A 16,739-nucleotide genomic window follows, 5' to 3' on the forward strand; every position below is an offset into this window, starting at 1 on the left:
CTGCGCTCTCCTCCCTCCGCCTTGCGATCGCACGCACCGGACACCTCCGGCCCCGCCCTTCGGGCGGACGACGCTACTTTCGAAACACGCCCTAGGCGCCTGAAGGGCCGGAGTGGACCGGTCGGTCGGCGGCGGCCCGCGCCGGCCAGCGCGCGTGGAGGTCGTCGATGACGAAGTCGTGGGCGTGCTGCCACCCGGCGGCCGACCGTTGCGCACCGGACAGGTGGGGATGTCCGTGGTCCAGGCCGGTGTGGACGTGGGGGACGCGGTCGGGGTCCGGTGCCGGCCACAGGTGCCGGGCGGCCAGTGCGGCGGCGAGGGCCACCGCGCCCAGGGCCAGGGCCGCGGCCGGCAGGCCGGCGGTGGATCCCAGCCAGCCGGCCAGCGGATAGACGAGCAGCCAGCAGCCGTGGGAGAGGGAGAACTGGGCGGCGAACGCGGCCGTCAGGTCCTCCGGGGCGGCCGACCGGCGGACCAGACGGCCCGTGGGGGTCATGATCACCGACTCGGTGACGCCGAACAGCGCCCAGGCCGCCAGCAGCGCCGGCCACGACCATGCGCCGCGACCGGCCCAGGTGCCGGCGGCCAGTGCGAGCAGCAGGACCGCGGAGGTGAGGGCCGCCGGCAGCATCAGGGTGCGGTCGGTGGCGCGGCCGAGGATCCGGGGCAGCAGGAGCGCGGCGAGGATGGAACCGGCGCCGTACGCGCCCAAGGCCAGCGGGACGTCCGAGGTGGCCCGGCCGAGGTGGTCGCGCACGTAGACGATCGAGTTGACCATCACCATGGCGCCGCCCGCCGCGACGGCGAGGGTGAGGGCGAGCAGGGCGCGCAGGCGCGGAGTGGCCAGGAACAGACGGATGCCCCGGGTGGTCCGGTGCACGAAGCCCGGGGCCCGCTCGGTCCGGCCGGGCGACAGCGCGGGGAGGGCGGCGGTCAGGACGAGGACGGCCGAGGCGAGGAATCCGGCGACGGTGCCCAGGAAGAGCCGGTTGTAGGTGATCCAGGACAGCAGCGCGGCCGCCAGCGCCGGGCTGAACACCATCTCCAGGTCGTACGCCAGCCGGGACAGCGAGAGGGCCCGGGTGTAGTCCTCCTCCGCGGGCAGCACCCTCGGGATCAGCGCCTGGAAGGCCGGGGTGAAGGTGGCCGAGGCCGACTGCAGCAGGAAGATCAGGGCGTAGACCTGCCAGACCTCGGTGACGAACGGCAGGCCGCACGCCACTGCCGCCCGGATCAGATCGGCGCTCACCAGCAGCGGCCGGGGTGGCAGGCGGTGGGCGATCGCGCTGATCACCGGAGCGAGCCCGACGTACGCCACCATCTTGATCGCCAGCGCCGTCCCGAGGACGGATCCGGCGTCCGGGCCGGCGATGTCGTAGGCGAGCAGGCTCAGCCCGACCGTCGCGAGCCCGGTCCCCACCAGCGCGATCACCTGCGCGGCGAACAAGTGGCGGTAGGGACGATGGCGCAGAACGGACAGCATGAACCCTCCGTGGCGACGTGTACCAGCGGTCACACCGACCATAGCCAATGTGTGCGCATGAATGCACGTATGAAACGGGGCGGCTGTGGGCGACGGGGCCCGTCGGTCGTTCCCGGCTGGCCGGCCGTGCCCGCCCGAGCAGAATGGGAGATGGCGCCGGCAGGATCCGTGGCGCACCGGTGCGGTGGCCGCGGGCCGATGGAGGGTGCACGGCATGGTCCGCATGCGTGAGATCGCAGTGGTCGGGGGCGGCGGGGGAGCGGTGTGTCTGCTGGAGGCGCTGTCCCAGCGGTCCGGGCCGCCGGCCGCTGTCACCGTCTTCGAGCCGTCGGGCCGCCTGTGGCGCGGCCGCCCCTATCAGCGGGATGCCGACTGCATCCTGGTGAATCTGCCCTCGCGTGCCATGTCGGTCCGTGCCGGGGATCCCGGCCACTTCGATCGCTGGCTCGCAGCCGCCCGGCGGCGGGAGGCCGACGGGGCGGGCGAGGACGGGGTGGGCGAGGACGGGGTGGGCGAGGACGGGGCGCCCGGCAAGGCCGATGCGGCGGGAGCGGCCGGTGGATCGACGGCGGCTGGTGAGGCGGCGGCCGGTGGAGCAGGGCGGGCCGACCCCTTCAACGCCGCGGCCTTCCCCGCCCGGACGCTCTTCGGCGACTACCTGGAGTCGGTGGCGCACGACAGTGTGGCCCGGCTCCGGGCCCGCGGCTGGATCGTCCGCGTCCTACCTGAACGGGTGGTCCACGCCGCTCCGTGCGGCGGGGGCGCCACGCTGACCACGGAGCGCGGTGGGTCCCACCGGGCCGACCGCGTGGTCCTGTGCCTGGGAGCGGGCGCGCCGCACGACCGGTTCGGTCTGGACGGACCGGAGCCGGGGTTCGTCCCCGACCCCTATCCCGTGGCGCACACGCTGGCGGGTATCGACCCCCGTGACACCGTCGCCGTCCTCGGCACGGGACTGACCGCCGTGGATGTGGCGCTCACCCTGCGCGCCAACCGTCACCAGGGGCCGGTCTGCCTGCTGTCCCGGCAGGGGGTGCTGCCCGCGGTCCGGCAGCGGCCGGTCGCACATGCCCTCCAGCACTTCACTCCTGACCACTTCCACGCCCTGAGCCGCCGGGGAGAGGTCGGGTTCACCGAGGTCGTCCGGGTGCTGCGCGACGAACTCGCCGCCGCCGGCCAGGGTCCGGCCGAGCTGGAGACCGAATTGGCATCGCTGCACGAGGACCCCGCGCGCCGCCTCCGGCGTCAGTTGGATCTCGTCGACGCGCCGGGCCTCGGACTGCGCATCCTGCAGCACACCTTGCCCGTCGCTGTCGACGTCTGGCCGCTGATGCCGCACCGGGACCGCGCCGAACTCCTGCGCCACCACTACCGCGCCATCCACTCCCTGTGCTGCCCGATGCCGCCCTCCACCGCCGCCCACCTGTCGGCCATGAGCGATGCGGGGCAACTCCGCATCGTGCGGGGGCTGCACAACGTCAGCCGCACCGGCCGGGGGTTCAGTGCCGTCACCCGGGACGGACGGATCGACGCCGACACGGTGGTCAACGCCACCTCCGTCGCGGCACACCGGGTCCCCACGGCCGCCGCGCCCCTGGTGCAGTCACTGATCACAGCATCCGCGGCATCGGTGCACCCGCACGGCGGCCTCCGCGTGAGGCGCGAGACCAGCCAACTCGTCGTCAACGGCACGACACAGCAGTGCTTCTACGCGCTGGGAGATCTGACCTTCGGCTCCTTGTTCATCACCGCCGCGATCCCCGTCATCGTGAAGCTGGCCCAGGAGATCTCCCGCGACGTGACCGGGCCGTGACGACGACCGGAGGGCCGGGGAGGGCCGCTGCACGCGGAGGGGCCGCCCCCTCCGGCACCCGGCGTCGTCACGAAATTCCGAGCACGACCCGTCGCCGGACCGGCAGTATCGGGCGCATGACAACATCCATGACTCCCGATCAGCTCGCCGCCCGGACGTCGCGCGCCCTCGCAGCGGCAATTGCCGCCGGGCGCGACCTCGGGCTCACGGTGACCGATGCGAGGGTGCTCCACGACGTGTTCTCCGTTGTCGTGCACCTCGCCCCGTCACCGGTGGTGGTCCGGGTGCCCACGGTCCTGCCGCCCCACATCGACCTCGACACCCAGGCGGCGCGGCAGCGGGTGGAGCTCGATGTCGTGTCGTGGCTCGCGGAACGGGGCACCCCGGTGATTCCGCCCAGTCCGCTGGTGCCCCGGGAACCCGTGCGGCGCGACGGCTTCTCCATGACGTTCTGGCAGTTCGTCGAGCACCGGAGCGTCGAGCCCGACTATGTGCGCAACTCCGGTCTGGTGGCCGGCCTGCACGCCGCGCTCCGGGACTACCCGGGTGAGCTGCCGTTCCTGGCGACGGCCGAACCGGAATTCACCACGGGGGGATTCGCCGCCCTGGAATCGCGTCCCGACCTCCTCGACCCGGCCGATCTCGACCGCGCGCGGCGGGAATGGGAGGTCCTGGAGCCGATGGTCGCCTCGCGCGCCGGGTTCGAGGCGGCGTTCCCCGGAGCCGACCTCCAGCCGATCCACGGGGACGCCCCCGCGGTCAACATCGTCGCCACGACCGGCGGCGAGTTGTACGCCGACTTCGAACTGGTCACGCTCGGCCCGGTCGAGTGGGACCTGGCCGCTCTCGGGCCCGACTGCGAGGCCGCGTACAACGCCGCCGCGCGGCGCAGCGGCCTGCGGGAGCTGGACGAGCGTGTCCTGCGCCTGGTCAACGCCGTCGGGATGTCCCGGGCGGTGGCGTGCCTCGCGCTCGCGCCGCAACTGCCCCTGCTCGTCGAGGCATTGAAGCCGTCCGTCGAGCACTGGCGGACGCTGCCGTTCGCCGGGGGCCTGGCCGACTGAGCGGGGGTGACGGGCGCGCTTTCGCAGGTGCCGATGGCCGATGGCCGACGGTCTGCGGGCCCCGGGCGCGGCCCGTGCCCGGGGTCGCCGTACCGCCACGGCCGGCGAGACGGTCGGCCAGGGGCGGGCCCGGGAGGCCGGAGCGTCCTGGCTCTCGCTGCTCTCTCGCCGGCCGCTCGCCGACCCCTGGGTGGGGTCGATGGTGAGCAGGTGCCGCCCGGCGTGATCGTTCGTCCGGACGCGTCCGCACCGCGCGGGAAGGAGACGGGGCGGGACGCAGGGATCGTGCCGGGCAGGGGGTTCCGCGCTTGTTGTTTATGACATTCATTTTCATGTAGCGTGCGTGTCTCCCGACGTCCTTCAGGAGGTTCCACTCATGGCCGTGCCCAAGCGCAAGATGTCCCGCAGCAACACCCGCACCCGTCGCGCGAACTGGAAGGCGAGCACCCCGGACCTCGCCCCGATCCACGTCGACGGTGTGGAGTACCAGGTGCCGCGCCGGCTGATGCGGGCCTACGAGCGCGGGCTGCTGCCGCTCCCCGGGCGCTGACCGGCCCGCCCGCCGTCCGCGCGGCCCTCCCGCCGAGCCGTGCCCGGGCCCGTGGTCAGTTCTGGTACGGGTCGCGCGGGGCCGGGACCGGTCGGGCCCGGCTGACCTCGAGGTACGGGATGATGCCGCCGTTGACCGGGTCCTTGGTCCGCTTGCCGGTGTAGGTGCCGGTGACTTCGAGCCAGGTGTCCGATTGCAGCACCGGGGGCACCTTGCCGGACAGTCCGATCTTGACGGGCTGGGCGTCGGCGGCGCAGCAGTTGAGGACCATACGGGTCAGCTGGGGTGTGCCGCCGCGGTCGAGGGCGACGAAGCCGGTCACGGTGACCTTGCGGCCGCCGAGGGACCGCCCGTTGCCGTAGGCCGCGCGGCCGGCGTAGTCCACGACATCGAGCCGGAGGGGATCGCCGTCGGGGAGGGCGGGGAAGCCCCAGGGTTTCTGCAGGGCCGTCCCCGTCCGCATGGCGCTGTAGGAGCCCAGGGCCGGCGGGGCGACCAGGACGAGCGCGCACAGCGGCAGCACGAGCAGCCAGGACACGCGGGGTTCCCGGTGGGCGTGGCCGGACCGGTCGTGGCACTCCCCGTCGGCCGGGCGGTCTTTGGCGGCCGGGCGCTCCCCGTCGGCCGGGCGGTCCCCGGCGGTGCGCGGCCGACGGAGTTCGTACCAGGCGGTGGCGACGGCGGCGACGATCAGCACGGCACCCGCCACCAGCACCAACGGGCGCAGCCCGGCCTTGACGTAGCGCAGATGGAGGTCGGTGAGCCCGGCGCGCAGCATTGCCCCGCCGACCAGGAACAGCACCACCGCTTGTGCCTGCCGGTTCACAGCGCCACCGCCCCGACCAGGGCCGACAGAAGAACGGCCAGGGTGAAGGTGGCCGGGGCGAACCGCAGCGCGAACCCCCGGCCGAAGGTGGCGGCCTGCATCGCGAGCAGCTTCAGATCGATCGTCGGGCCGACGACGAGGAACGCCAGCCGGGCGGTGAGCGAGAACTGCGACAGCGACGCGGCCACGAACGCGTCCGCCTCGGAGCAGATCGACAACAGCACCGCGAGGACCGCCAGGACGAGGACCGACACCACCGGGCTGTCCGCCGCCCGCTGCAACCAGCCGGCCGGAACCACGGCCTTGAGGGTGGCCGCGGCCATCGCGCCCACGACGAGGAAGCCCCCGGCGTGCATCACGTCGTGCCGTACCGCCCCCCAGAGCGCAGCCCCCTTGCTCAGGCCGTCGGAGGACGGGCGTGCCGGCGGGCGCAGCCAGTCGGTGCGGCCCAGGCGCTGCCACAGCCAGCCCATCGCACAGGCCAGCAGCAGACTCGCCACGAAGCGGGCGAGGACCATCTCCGGGTTGCGGGGAAAGGCGACAGCGGTGGCGGTCAGCACGATCGGGTTGATCGCGGGAGCGGAGAGCAGGAACGCGAGCGCCGCCGCGGGGGTGATCCCCCGCCGCATCAGCGCCCCGGCCACCGGCACGGAGGCACACTCGCAGCCGGGCAGGACCGCACCGGCCACGCCGGCGACCGGTACCGCGAGGGCGGGCCGGCGCGGGAGCGCCCGGGCGAAGAACGCCGGCGGGACGAACACCGCGATGACCGCCGACAGCAGCACCCCGAGCACGAGGAAGGGCAGCGCCTGCACGAACACCGCGACGAACACGGTCGTCCAGCTCTGGATCACCGGCGCGGCCAGGGCCCGGCGGAGCGGCCCCTGCGCCGTGAGCACCAGGAGCAGCAGCATGGTCAGAACGAGCGGTGAGGTGATGCGCCGGCCCTGCTGCTCGTCCGCGTCGCGGTGGTCGACCCGGACGGTCTCTGTTCCGGTGGTGCTCACAAGGGATACCTCGACTTCGTGGATGCTGCTGCCGTGCCACCACCAGTACGTCTGCCGGGGCCTTGCTTCTCACCGCTCTCTCCCTGCTGTTTGGTCATTCCGGCAGCTCGGGGTGGGGACGGGGGCGGGTATGGGCGTGTGGCGGACGGTGTCCGCGGCAGAGCATGCTCCGGTGGGCGCGTCGCCCCGGGGCGGCACCGGTCGGCGGACGGGTCGGCGGACGCGTCGGAGGGCCGGTCGGAGAGCCGGTTTCCGTCCGGGGCAATCCCGGAACGCCGGCAGGGGGACGGCTGAGCACGCCGGTGACTCATCCGGCATGCGACCATGAGGCCTTTCAGCGGCAACAGGTGAACGGGGCAGGAGCAGTCCGATGCAGTACGTCGACCTCGACGCGGTTCGCGGCACCTGCACCGGGGTCATCGACCCGACCCCGTACATGGAGCAACTGCCCGAGCTGGTCGACCGCCTGCCGCCCGGCGCGCGTGCCTTCGCCGCCGACCCGGACCACTACCGGTTCTCCGGTACGCGCTGCACCAAGGATCTGCAGTTCCAGCAGCTCACCGTGCCCAGCGCCGAGTGCCCGGACTACCGAATCCACTTCCGGCACAACTGCTGGAAGCACGACGAGGACCTGATCGTCCGCTACACGGAGGTCACGGAGATCCGGATTGACATACCGGAGGCACCCGAACTGGGGCTTCCCGGCACCGTCATCCTGGACGAGATCCTCCCGCACGCATACGGCTGCTCCCACGAGGTGGCCTTCCGCCCCGGAACGCTGTACATCGTCTGCCGGGACCTCACCGCCACCTGGGTCGCGGCGGACTGCCCGGACAATCGGAATCCGGACGACCGGGAGTAGGGGAGTAGGGAAGCGGAGGGGCCGTCCCGCAGCGCAGCAGTGGTGGTACACGACAGCCGCGGGCCGTCCCGGCCCCGCTGTCACCGGTGGGAATTGAGGGGGCCCGGGGGTCCGGCGACGGCGCACTCAGCCGACGGCAGGGAGCTGCCGAGCGAAGCGGCGGACGGCATCGGTGAAGGCGCCCGGGGCGTCGAAGTTCGCGAGATGCCGTGCCCGCGGGATCAACTCGACGCGTGCGTGGGGATGTGCACGGGCGAAGTCCGACTCGCCGGCCCGGAAGACGGGGTCCTTCTCGCCGTTGAGGATCAGTACCGGAGCCTTCACAGACCGCATCGCACTCGCATCGAAGTGTCCCAGTACCTCGCCCCACGCCGCGGGCAGGCTATGGAAGGCATAGCCGGAACGGATGGTCGCCTCCACCACTTCCGGTGGATAGAGCCGCCGCAGAAACCGGTCGTTCCACCGGGCCAGCCGATCCGCCGGTATATGAGGGACCAGCCTGGCGACCCACCGGTAGGGCGCTGCCCAGAGGCCGCGGGTTGAGGCGCTGGCTCCCGCGAGGACCAGTCCGCGCAGGTGTTCCGGATATCGCCGCGCGAACTCCAGCGAGGCGTATCCGCCGAGCGAGTGCCCGACGACCAGAGCCGGCCCACGGTCGAGCGAGTCCACCGCGGAAGCGATGATCTCCGCCGCACTGCGCAGGCTCCAGGGCTGAGCCGAGCGCTCACCATGGCCGGGCAGGTCGACAGCGGCTACCGGGAACTCGTCCCGCAGCGCGGCAAGCTGCACGCTCCACTGCCCCGCGCTGAAGCGCGTCCCGTGAACGAAGACTATGGGCACTGCATCCGCTGGTGTCATCGATCCCCCCGTTGGTACCGTCCAGCCGACTCTATTGGCGGAATTGCCCTCATGATCAAGGAAGAGTGGCGCCGAACGGGCGCGCGGGCTCCTGCCCCAGGAACAGCCAGGCGATGGTGCTGGCCGTCTGGTCGAGCAGCCAGTGTTCCTGGCATTGGTCGGGCTCGCCTCAGCGTCAGGAACTACTGTCGCGAGCATGGTCGAACACGATGTCCTCAGTGCCACCCGCGATGCCTACGACGCTGCTGCCCCCACCTACGCGCAACTGTTCCGCGACACGCTGCGTGACAGTCCCCTGGACCGCGCCATGCTGGGTGTCTTCGCCGAGGCCGTACGGGCGGGTGGGGGTGGTCAGGTCGCGGACCTGGGGTGTGGGCCTGGCCATGTCACCGCTCATCTGGACGAGCTGGGGCTGGCGGCGTTCGGTATCGACGCCTCTCCCGTGATGATCGAGTCGGCTCGACAGGCCTATCCGGGCCTGCGGTTCGACGTGGGCTCGATGGCCGCGTTGACGATCGCTGACGGCGCGCTGGGCGGCGTCCTCTCCCGCTGGTCCATCATCCACACTCCGCCGCAAGGACTCCCCGCCATCCTGGCGGAGTTCCACCGGGTGCTGGCACCTGGCGGCCACCTTCTGGTCGGCTTTTGGGCAAGCGGTGATCCGTCCCACCCGACGCAGGTCTTCGATCACGCCGTCGCGCCGGCCTATCGGTGGTCGCCTGATCACCTTGCCGCGATGCTGCGCGAGTCCGGGCTGGCCGAGGTGGCCCGGATGGTTCGCGAGCCTCAGCCCACCGACCGACGGCAGTTTCAGGAGGTTCACCTACTCGCCCGCAAAGCCTAGGCAGGAGCGGTCCGACCGACCGTACGACCGCACCCACCCTGCCGGACGGTGAGCTTCGCATCCGATGCCGTGCGCCGATCCGTCATGAAATGCGGGACAGCCCTCAGCCCAGGCAGTCGCGGGCCGTGTCCAGAAAGGCGTTGCGGCTCGGGCGGATATGCGCGGCCACCTGCTCGACCACCGATTCCGGTGAGCCACTCGGGCCGTCTCTGAGCACCTCCTGCAGCGCGAACACCAGGACGCGCGCGGCGTCGTTCACCTGCGGGGCGCACAGCATATGGATCGTCTTCTGGAGCACCCACAGCCTGTCGATGGTCTCTTCGGCCCGTTGTCGCCTCGCCTGCTCGTCGGCCGACCGGTCGAGGCAGCGGTCCACCGCCACGCGTTCGGCCTCCTGCACGGCCACGATGAAGGCCACCAGGTGGGAGATCCGGTCGGCGCGGCGGGTCTCGGCGGCCTCGTCGCTGCGGCGCCGCGCCTCGGCGCGTTCCGTCGAGCGGCGTGCGGACTGTTGGGCCGCGAAGGACAGCGCCCCACCGAGGACGACACCCAGCAGCGAGGTCAGTGCGGCCCACATGTCGGTTCCCGTCTGCATCGGCCCATCCGCGGACGCGGGAGCAGGTGGGGTCGATCCCAGCACAGAACGTGATGAGCGTTCCGGGGGTGGCCGGCCGGATACGTGGGGTTGCGGAGGGGGTGCTGCGGGAATGTGCGTAGCCGGCCGATGCGTCTCGGTGTCCGCTGTGTGCCGGAGTCCCGGAGTCCCGGAGTCCCGGAGTCCCGGAGTCCCGGAGTCCCGGAGTCCGGACCGCGCGCACGATCCGGTCGGAGCTCAGGCGGGCGGCCGGGAGCGGCAGGGCACCCCTACGGGGCACCGGCGGCCGTCCTGTCCCCGCGGGAGGTCTACGCCGCCGTGGCTTGTACGCCGACTGTGCGGGTGGCCGGGAAGAGGGCCGAGGGCGTGAAGTTTCCCCCGCGCACGTCGGGGCGACTCACGGACGCCGGGCCGACGGACACCGGGCCGAAACGGACGCCGGGCCGACCGGGCGCCGTCGGAGACAGCGCCGCGGGCCGTTGCCATCCGCCGGGGGCGGCTCCGTGGTGGGGAAACGCCTGTGCGCGGACGCCCACGTCCGTGTGAAGACGGCCACGGATCGGCCGTACCGCACCGACTCCGATGTTCTCCTCTTCGCGGGCCGTCAAAACCTGCCCGCAGGCATTGATGTGATGTCAGTTTCCGTTATGTGAGGTTGTGCTGAATCTTCATCAGCGGATCGCAGTGGATCGCGTCACACACGTCGCGGGACCCTGAATGGAGCGTGACGAATGTGCTACACCCCTCTGGGGTTCGAAAGAGACAGGAAGGCGTTACGGGAGCAGTTCCTTCGCGGGAGGCGGCGGCCTTGACAGTGCTGGGCCGATCTGCTTCTCCCGCACGAGTGGCCAGAACTGTTGTCGACGCCCGCTCCGGTGTTCCGGACGGGCGCGATGAACTTGCGCGTGGAGAGGATCCTCATGAGCACTTCGGTAACTCGTACGGTCGAGCAGGTGGTGGACACGGTTCGCTACCCCTTGTCCGATCCGGACAGTGCCGACTGGAAAACCATGGTCATCCGCACCCGCGGCGAACTGGAGACGCTGGGGTGCAGCGTCCTTCCCGCATTCATCCGGCCGTCCCTGGCCGCAGCGCTCCGCGAGGAATGCGCGGCCATCGCGCCGCGGGCGCACTACGACGTCGAAACGGTCAACGCCTACAACATCGACGTCGACTCCACCGTTCCGGAGGGCCATCCGGGGCGCATCGCGATCGAGCGCGGGAATGCCTTCGTGGCCCGCGACCGCATTCCCCGGGAATTCATCATTCATCAGCTCTACTCCGACGAGCTGTTCCAGCGCTTCATCGCCGACTGCTTCGAACTGCCCCGGCTCCATGAACTCGGGGACCCGCTCTCCGGGCTGTGCCTGAATGTGGTGAACCCGGGGATGGAACACCCCTGGCACTTCGACACGAACGAGTTCACCGTGAGTCTGCTCACCCAGGAATCCGAGGACGGCGGTGTCTTCGAGTACTGCCCGAACATCCGGTCCGCGCAGGCCGAGAATTTCGACGACGTCCGGGACGTCCTGACCGGCCGCGGTGAGCGGCTGATCCGTCGGCTCACCCTGCGGCCGGGCGATCTGCAACTGTTCAAAGGCCGCTACTCGCTGCACCGGGTGAGCGAGGTGGCGGGCCGCACCGCGCGGCACACCGCGATATTCGCCTACAGCGAGCGCCCCGGAGTCATCGGGAGCGTGGCGCGCACCAAACAGCTGTTCGGCCGCGTGATGCCACAGCATCTGGCGGCCGAGGGCCGTGCGGTGCGCGTCGATCAGCTGCTGGACTAGCGAGGCCGCCGGTGCGGTGAAACCACCCTCCCTCGGCCCGTCGACCGCTCTGCATCCACGTCAGGAGTGCACCCGTGCGATTCGACCCGACCGGAAAAGTCTCCCTCGAGAACATCTACACGCAACCCGACCCGCGTGCGTACTTCCGTACGCTGCGCGAGCTCGACTACTGCATCCCTCAGCTGGCCAAGCCCTATTTCACGAAACTCGTCCACGAATACCGGGACGTCCGGCGGGTCCGTACGCCGCACATTCTGGACATCGGCTGTTCCTACGGCATCAACGCCGCCCTGCTCACCTGCAACACGACCATGGACGGGCTCTACGAGCGGTACTGCGACGGCGACACCCCCGGCCTGACCGGCGACGAACTGCTCGCCCGCGACCGGGAGTGGGTCGCCGGCCGGGAACGCCCCGCCGGGGCCCGGTTCACCGGCCTCGACGCCTCCCGGCCCGCCCTCTCGTATGCGCTGGCGGCCGGGCTCCTCGACAGTGCGGTCCACGCCGACCTGGAGACGTACGACCCCACCGAGGAGCAGCGCGCGCTGCTCGCCGGGACCGACCTGGTCATCTCCACGGGCTGCGTCGGCTACGTCACCGAGAAGACGCTCTCCCGGGTGGTCGAGGCCCACGGCGGCGCGCGTAAGCCGTGGATGGCCCACTTCGTCCTGCGCATGTTCCCGTTCGACGCGGTCGAGGAGAGCCTCGCCGCCGCGGGCTACGAGACCGTCCACGTCGAAGGCCTGTTCAAACAGCGGCGGTTCGCCTCCCCGGAGGAGCAGTCGCGGGTGCTCGACACCCTGTCGTCCGTCGGCGTGGACCCGTCGGGCCTGGAGGCCGACGGCTGGTTCTACGCCCGGCTCCACGTCTCCCGGCCGCGCGAGCCCGAGCGACACGCCGTCGGGTGACGTTCGTCCGCCGTCCCGTCGGTGACTGCGGCGGGCTGCAGTCACCGACGGCACCACCCCGTCCCGAGATCCAGGCAACCAGTGACCAATCGAGGAACCCAGTGAACAGCAGTCAGGAACCGGCCACCCCGGCCACCCGTACCTTTGCGAACGACGACACCCTGCCGCGCGTGCCCCTGCCCACGCTGGAGGAGACCTGCGAACGGTTCCTCGCCTGGTGCGAGCCGTTGCTCACCGCGGCGGAGCGGGAGCGGACCCGCACGGAAGTGGAGGCGTTCCTCCGGCCGGACGGCCCCGGGCGGACCCTCCACGCGGCCCTGGAGCGGTACGACGCCGAGGACGGCGTGCACAGCTGGCTCGACACCTTCTGGCCCTACCGCTACCTGGGCCGGCGCGACCGCATCGCGCTCAACGCGAACTTCTTCTTCCTGTTCCAGGACACCGGGCAGAGCCAGGTGGAACGGGCCGCCGGGCTGATCACCGCCGCCGTCGCCTACAAGCGGAACCTGGACGCGGAGCGCGTTCCGCCGATCGTCCAGCGGGGCCGGGCGCTCTCGATGGACCAGAACAAGTACCTGTTCTCCACGACCCGGATCCCCGGCCGGGAGCTGGACTCGGTGCGCGCCCCGTACTCCGAGGAGCGGCCCGGCCCGTCGTCCGCCCGCCACATCGTGGTGTTCCACCGCGGCAACCTGTTCCGCATGGAGGTGCTCGGCGAGGACGGGCTGCCGCACACCCCCGACGACCTCGCGGCGGGGCTGGCCGCCGTCATGAAGGCCGGGGCGGAGCCGGCCCCGCAGGACGCCTCCGTCGGGCATCTCACCACCATGGCGCGGGCCGAGTGGGCCGGCCGCCGGGACGCCCTCGTCGCCTGCGACCCCGGCAACGCGGACGCGCTCGAGGCGGTCGAGTCGGCGCTGTTCTGCGTGTGTCTGGAGGACTTCGCCCCCGGGGACACGCAGGAGACCTGCGACCAGCTGCTGTACGGGAACAGCGGCAACCGGTGGTTCGACAAGGCGGTGTCCCTGATCGTCTTCGAGGACGGCCGGGCGGGCATCAACGTGGAGCACTGCGAGCTCGACGGGACGACGATCCTCAGCTTCGTCGACGCCCTGCTGGGCACCCCGGTCGAGGAGCACGCCCGGCAGTCGGGCGCGCGGTCCCAGGGTCTGCCCGCCGTCGAGCCCGTCACCTTCGTGCTCGACGCGGCCCTGCGCGCGGACGTACGGTCCGCCGCCGAGGCGTTCGCGGAGTACGGCGCCGCCACGGCGACCACCACGGTCTCCTTCGACGACTTCGGCGGCAACCGGGCCAAGCAGCTGCGCATCTCGCCCGACGCGTTCGTGCAGATGGCCTACCAACTCGCCCATCAGCGGGCCAAGGGCACGGTCGGGCCGACCTACGAGTCGATCGCCACCCGGCAGTTCCGGCGCGGGCGGACCGAGGCGATGCGGGTCGTCACGCCCGAGGTGCTGCGGTTCGTGGCCGCGATGGAGGACCCCGGCGCGGACCGGGCGGCCCGCCGGGCGGCGTTCCGGGCCGCCGCCGACCGGCATGTGGAACGGGCGAAGCAGTGCCAGCAGGGGCAGGCACCCGAGCAGCACCTGTGGGAGCTCCAGCTGATCCGGAAGCGGCGCGGCGCGTCGCTGGGCGTGCCGGAGGACCCGGGGCTGTACGGCACGCCGGGCTGGCTCGTCATGCGGGACGACTGCCTGAGCACCAGCTCCGCGCCCTCCACCCACATCCAGTACTTCGGCTTCGGGTCGACCAGCAGCCGGTGCATCGGCGTCGCCTACGTCCTGCTGCCCGACCGGTTCAACGTCTACCTGAGCACCCTGCGCCCGGTGGCCGAGGGGATGCACGCCTTCGCCGACCGGCTCCGTGCGGCGGTGCGGGAACTGCAGGACCTGCTGGCCACCGAGGACGACGAGGACACGCGGCCGGCCGGAGGCCGCTGACCACCGGGCCGTCCCGTTCCGCTCGGCGCTCCCGGCCGGGCGGGCGGGACGGCCGCCGTCCGCACAGCAAACCCAGTACCGACCGGGGGGCCGCCTGAACCGCCCTCAGCTTTCAGGCACTTCCACTATCACCAGGGTTCCTCGGCTTCCTGCACGAACGGCATGCCGGGCGCCCGCCGGCACGGCGTACATCTCGCCCGGCCCCACGGTCACCTCGGCGTCTTCAACGCTCAACTCCAGCCGGCCATCGAGTACCAGCAGCACCTCGGCGGTGCCATGCGTCTCCTCCTCGACCGGCAGCTCGTCCATGCGCAGCACCTTGACGCAGGCCGTCCCCACCTCGCCCAGCGGACGAGAGCTCCATGCGCCCGACAGCGCGGCCGCGGTCCGGGACAGGTTGACCACACTCATGACATGCCTCCCAGCGGGCCCCTCCCGCTCATGCCGGGAGAGGTCCGCATCGCGATCAATGGATGCCTGAAAGCTACGTGACCAGGGGCAACAGGTGATCGACCGTTCGGCAAAACCTCGCACTGCGGGCACAGGAAATCAGAACCTGCCGGCAGGCGGTGGCACACCGGTCAGTGGTCGAAGGCGTGCGTCCGGGCGATCAGCAGGGCCACGTCGTCCTCCCGGTTCTCGGGGCGGCGCAGCGTGCGCAGCAGATGGTCGCAGGTCTTCTCCAGCGGGCGGTCCGCGTTGTCGAGGCTGTCCAGCAGGGTGGCCAGCCGGACGTCGATGGCCTCGTCCCGCGTCTCGACCAGCCCGTCGGTGTACAGCACGAGCTGATCGCCCGGCAGCAGCCCGAGGGTGGTGGTGCGGAAGACGACGCCGCCCACCCCCAGCGGCGCGCCCGTCGGCAGGTCGAGCAGCTCACGGCGGCCGTCGGCGTGCAGCAGGGCCGGTGGCAGGTGCCCCGCGAGGGCGATGCGGCACTGCCCGTCGTGCGGGTCGTGCACGGCGTAGACACAGGTGGCGATGGTGTGGTCCAGCCCGTCGGTCAGCCGGTCCAGATGGTGCAGCACCTGCGCCGGATCCAGGCCGAGGTCGGCCAGGGTGCGGGTGGCGGTGCGGAGCTGCCCCATCATGGCCGCGGCGCTGATGCCACTGCCCATGACGTCACCGACCACCAGGGCGGTCCGGTCCTCGCTCAGCGGGATGACGTCGAACCAGTCGCCGCCGATCTCGTCCACCGCACGGGCCGGCTCGTAGCGGGAGGCCAGCGTCAGCCCCGGCCGCTGCGGCGGCGGATGCTGCGGGAGCAGGCTCCGCTGGAGGGTGAGCGCGGCCCGCCGCTGCTCCTGGACGGCGAGATGGCGCTCGGTGACGTCGACCACCGACGCCGCCACCCCCAGCACCTTCCCGTTGGACGATTCGAGCCGGTAGAACGACACCGACCAGGCGTGGTCCGTCTCCGGATCCGCCGGGGTGCGGCCGACGACGTACTGGTCGAGGACCGGGAGACCGGTGGTGAGGACCCGGCGCATGGCCCGCTCCAGGGGCGCCGTCTCCAGGTCCGGCAGGACTTCGTCGAGGGTCCGGCCGATGTGCTCGGCGGCCGGCACGCCGTTCAGGCGCTCCAGCGCCGGGTTGGTGGTGACGTACCGCAGGTCGGTGTCCAGCACGGCCAGGCCGATCGGTGACTGCGCCACCAGGCGGGTGGACAGCGCGAGGTCGCGTTCGACCCGCCGGAGGGTGGCCTGGTCGGTGGCCAGTCCCAGGGCGTAGTAGTCGCCCTGCTTGTCCTGGAGCCGCATGTTGCGGAACTCCACCAGCAGCGTGCCGCCGTCCTTGTGCCGCACCGGGAAGACTCCGGCCCAGCCGTCGTCGCCCGCCATGACCTCGGCGAACAGCCCCAGCACCAGTTCCATGTGCTCTTCGCGCACCAGCAGCCGGCCGGCGTACTCGCCCAGGGCCTCCTCGGCGGTGTAGCCGAAGAGCTGCTCGGCCTGCGGGCTCCACAGCCGGATGCGCCCGTCGGCGTCGAGGACGGCTGCCGCGACGTTCAGCACGTCGAGCAGGCCGCCCGGTGCCGACGGGCCGGTGCCCGCCGCCCCGGGATGGGCTCCGAAGGACTCGGATGCACTCATCCCAGGCACTCCTTCCGCGACCGTGGGCGCGCTGCCTGGTGCCGGTCCGGGCCCCTCGTGCCATCGCTGATACCCGGCTGCATCCATGGTC

Annotated in this window: 16 protein-coding genes; 9 read left to right on the forward strand and 7 right to left on the reverse strand. The window is 71.8% G+C overall.

Annotation, left to right across the window (positions count from 1 at the left end; translation table 11 throughout):
• Window positions 1-91: 91 nt before the first annotated feature.
• Entirely contained in the window at window positions 92-1,483 is a 1,392-nt protein-coding gene (locus ABT112_RS00005) for an MFS transporter (protein WP_351503731.1), read from the reverse strand.
• 214 nt (window positions 1,484-1,697) lie between these two features.
• Here ABT112_RS00005 and ABT112_RS00010 point away from each other — a divergent pair, with 214 nt between their 5' ends.
• The 4 genes from ABT112_RS00010 to rpmF all read left to right on the forward strand — a co-directional run bounded on the left by ABT112_RS00010 (window position 1,698) and on the right by rpmF (window position 4,910).
• Window positions 1,698-3,296: an FAD/NAD(P)-binding protein gene (locus ABT112_RS00010; protein WP_351503733.1), complete on the forward strand. Its 1,599-nt coding sequence runs from the start codon at window positions 1,698-1,700 to the stop codon at window positions 3,294-3,296.
• Window positions 3,297-3,412: 116 nt separating this feature from the next.
• The gene (locus tag ABT112_RS00015) at window positions 3,413-4,360 is read left to right on the forward strand and encodes a phosphotransferase (RefSeq protein WP_351503734.1); all 948 of its coding nucleotides are present in this window, start codon (window positions 3,413-3,415) and stop codon (window positions 4,358-4,360) included.
• 40 nt (window positions 4,361-4,400) lie between these two features.
• Window positions 4,401-4,586, forward strand: coding sequence for a hypothetical protein (locus tag ABT112_RS00020; protein ID WP_351503736.1), 186 nt, complete (start codon window positions 4,401-4,403; stop codon window positions 4,584-4,586).
• Between the two features lie 150 nt (window positions 4,587-4,736).
• On the forward strand, window positions 4,737-4,910 hold the full coding sequence (gene rpmF, locus ABT112_RS00025; RefSeq protein WP_351503738.1) for a 50S ribosomal protein L32: 174 nt from the start codon (window positions 4,737-4,739) through the stop codon (window positions 4,908-4,910).
• Window positions 4,911-4,965: 55 nt separating this feature from the next.
• Here the strand turns inward: rpmF and ABT112_RS00030 are convergent, their stop codons facing one another.
• Both ABT112_RS00030 and ABT112_RS00035 read right to left on the reverse strand, forming a co-directional pair.
• Window positions 4,966-5,736 (reverse strand): TIGR03943 family putative permease subunit, encoded by a 771-nt coding sequence (locus ABT112_RS00030; RefSeq protein WP_351503739.1) that lies wholly within the window; start codon window positions 5,734-5,736, stop codon window positions 4,966-4,968.
• Complete coding sequence (locus ABT112_RS00035; protein ID WP_502975210.1) at window positions 5,733-6,674, reverse strand: permease; 942 nt, start codon at window positions 6,672-6,674, stop codon at window positions 5,733-5,735. The genes ABT112_RS00030 and ABT112_RS00035 overlap by 4 nt, the downstream gene beginning before the upstream one ends.
• A gap of 439 nt (window positions 6,675-7,113) precedes the next feature.
• On the opposite strand from ABT112_RS00035, the gene ABT112_RS00040 reads away from it, so the two are divergent.
• On the forward strand, window positions 7,114-7,605 hold the full coding sequence (locus ABT112_RS00040) for a hypothetical protein (protein WP_351503743.1): 492 nt from the start codon (window positions 7,114-7,116) through the stop codon (window positions 7,603-7,605).
• 126 nt (window positions 7,606-7,731) lie between these two features.
• Here the strand turns inward: ABT112_RS00040 and ABT112_RS00045 are convergent, their stop codons facing one another.
• Window positions 7,732-8,463, reverse strand: coding sequence for an alpha/beta fold hydrolase (locus tag ABT112_RS00045; protein ID WP_351503745.1), 732 nt, complete (start codon window positions 8,461-8,463; stop codon window positions 7,732-7,734).
• Between the two features lie 196 nt (window positions 8,464-8,659).
• Between ABT112_RS00045 and ABT112_RS00050 the strand changes: the two genes are divergently transcribed.
• Window positions 8,660-9,307 carry a class I SAM-dependent methyltransferase gene (locus tag ABT112_RS00050; protein ID WP_351503747.1) on the forward strand — a complete coding sequence of 216 codons (648 nt, stop codon included), beginning with the start codon at window positions 8,660-8,662 and terminating at the stop codon, window positions 9,305-9,307.
• Window positions 9,308-9,410: 103 nt separating this feature from the next.
• Here the strand turns inward: ABT112_RS00050 and ABT112_RS00055 are convergent, their stop codons facing one another.
• Window positions 9,411-9,902, reverse strand: coding sequence for a hypothetical protein (locus ABT112_RS00055; RefSeq protein ID WP_351503749.1), 492 nt, complete (start codon window positions 9,900-9,902; stop codon window positions 9,411-9,413).
• Window positions 9,903-10,822: 920 nt separating this feature from the next.
• Between ABT112_RS00055 and ABT112_RS00060 the strand changes: the two genes are divergently transcribed.
• From ABT112_RS00060 to ABT112_RS00070, 3 genes are all read left to right on the forward strand, one after another.
• Window positions 10,823-11,692, forward strand: coding sequence for a HalD/BesD family halogenase (locus tag ABT112_RS00060; RefSeq protein ID WP_351503751.1), 870 nt, complete (start codon window positions 10,823-10,825; stop codon window positions 11,690-11,692).
• A 74-nt stretch (window positions 11,693-11,766) separates the two neighbouring features.
• Complete coding sequence (locus ABT112_RS00065; RefSeq protein WP_351503753.1) at window positions 11,767-12,600, forward strand: class I SAM-dependent methyltransferase; 834 nt, start codon at window positions 11,767-11,769, stop codon at window positions 12,598-12,600.
• Window positions 12,601-12,701: 101 nt separating this feature from the next.
• On the forward strand, window positions 12,702-14,558 hold the full coding sequence (locus ABT112_RS00070) for a choline/carnitine O-acyltransferase (RefSeq protein WP_351503755.1): 1,857 nt from the start codon (window positions 12,702-12,704) through the stop codon (window positions 14,556-14,558).
• Between the two features lie 105 nt (window positions 14,559-14,663).
• Here the strand turns inward: ABT112_RS00070 and ABT112_RS00075 are convergent, their stop codons facing one another.
• Window positions 14,664-14,969 (reverse strand): cupin domain-containing protein, encoded by a 306-nt coding sequence (locus ABT112_RS00075; RefSeq protein ID WP_351503757.1) that lies wholly within the window; start codon window positions 14,967-14,969, stop codon window positions 14,664-14,666.
• A gap of 170 nt (window positions 14,970-15,139) precedes the next feature.
• Window positions 15,140-16,648, reverse strand: a complete 1,509-nt coding sequence (locus ABT112_RS00080) for a SpoIIE family protein phosphatase (RefSeq protein WP_351503758.1) — start codon at window positions 16,646-16,648, stop codon at window positions 15,140-15,142.
• Window positions 16,649-16,739 lie beyond the last annotated feature (91 nt).

It is taken from the genome of Streptomyces sp. NPDC002055, from assembly GCF_040296705.1.
Classification (GTDB): domain Bacteria; phylum Actinomycetota; class Actinomycetes; order Streptomycetales; family Streptomycetaceae; genus Streptomyces.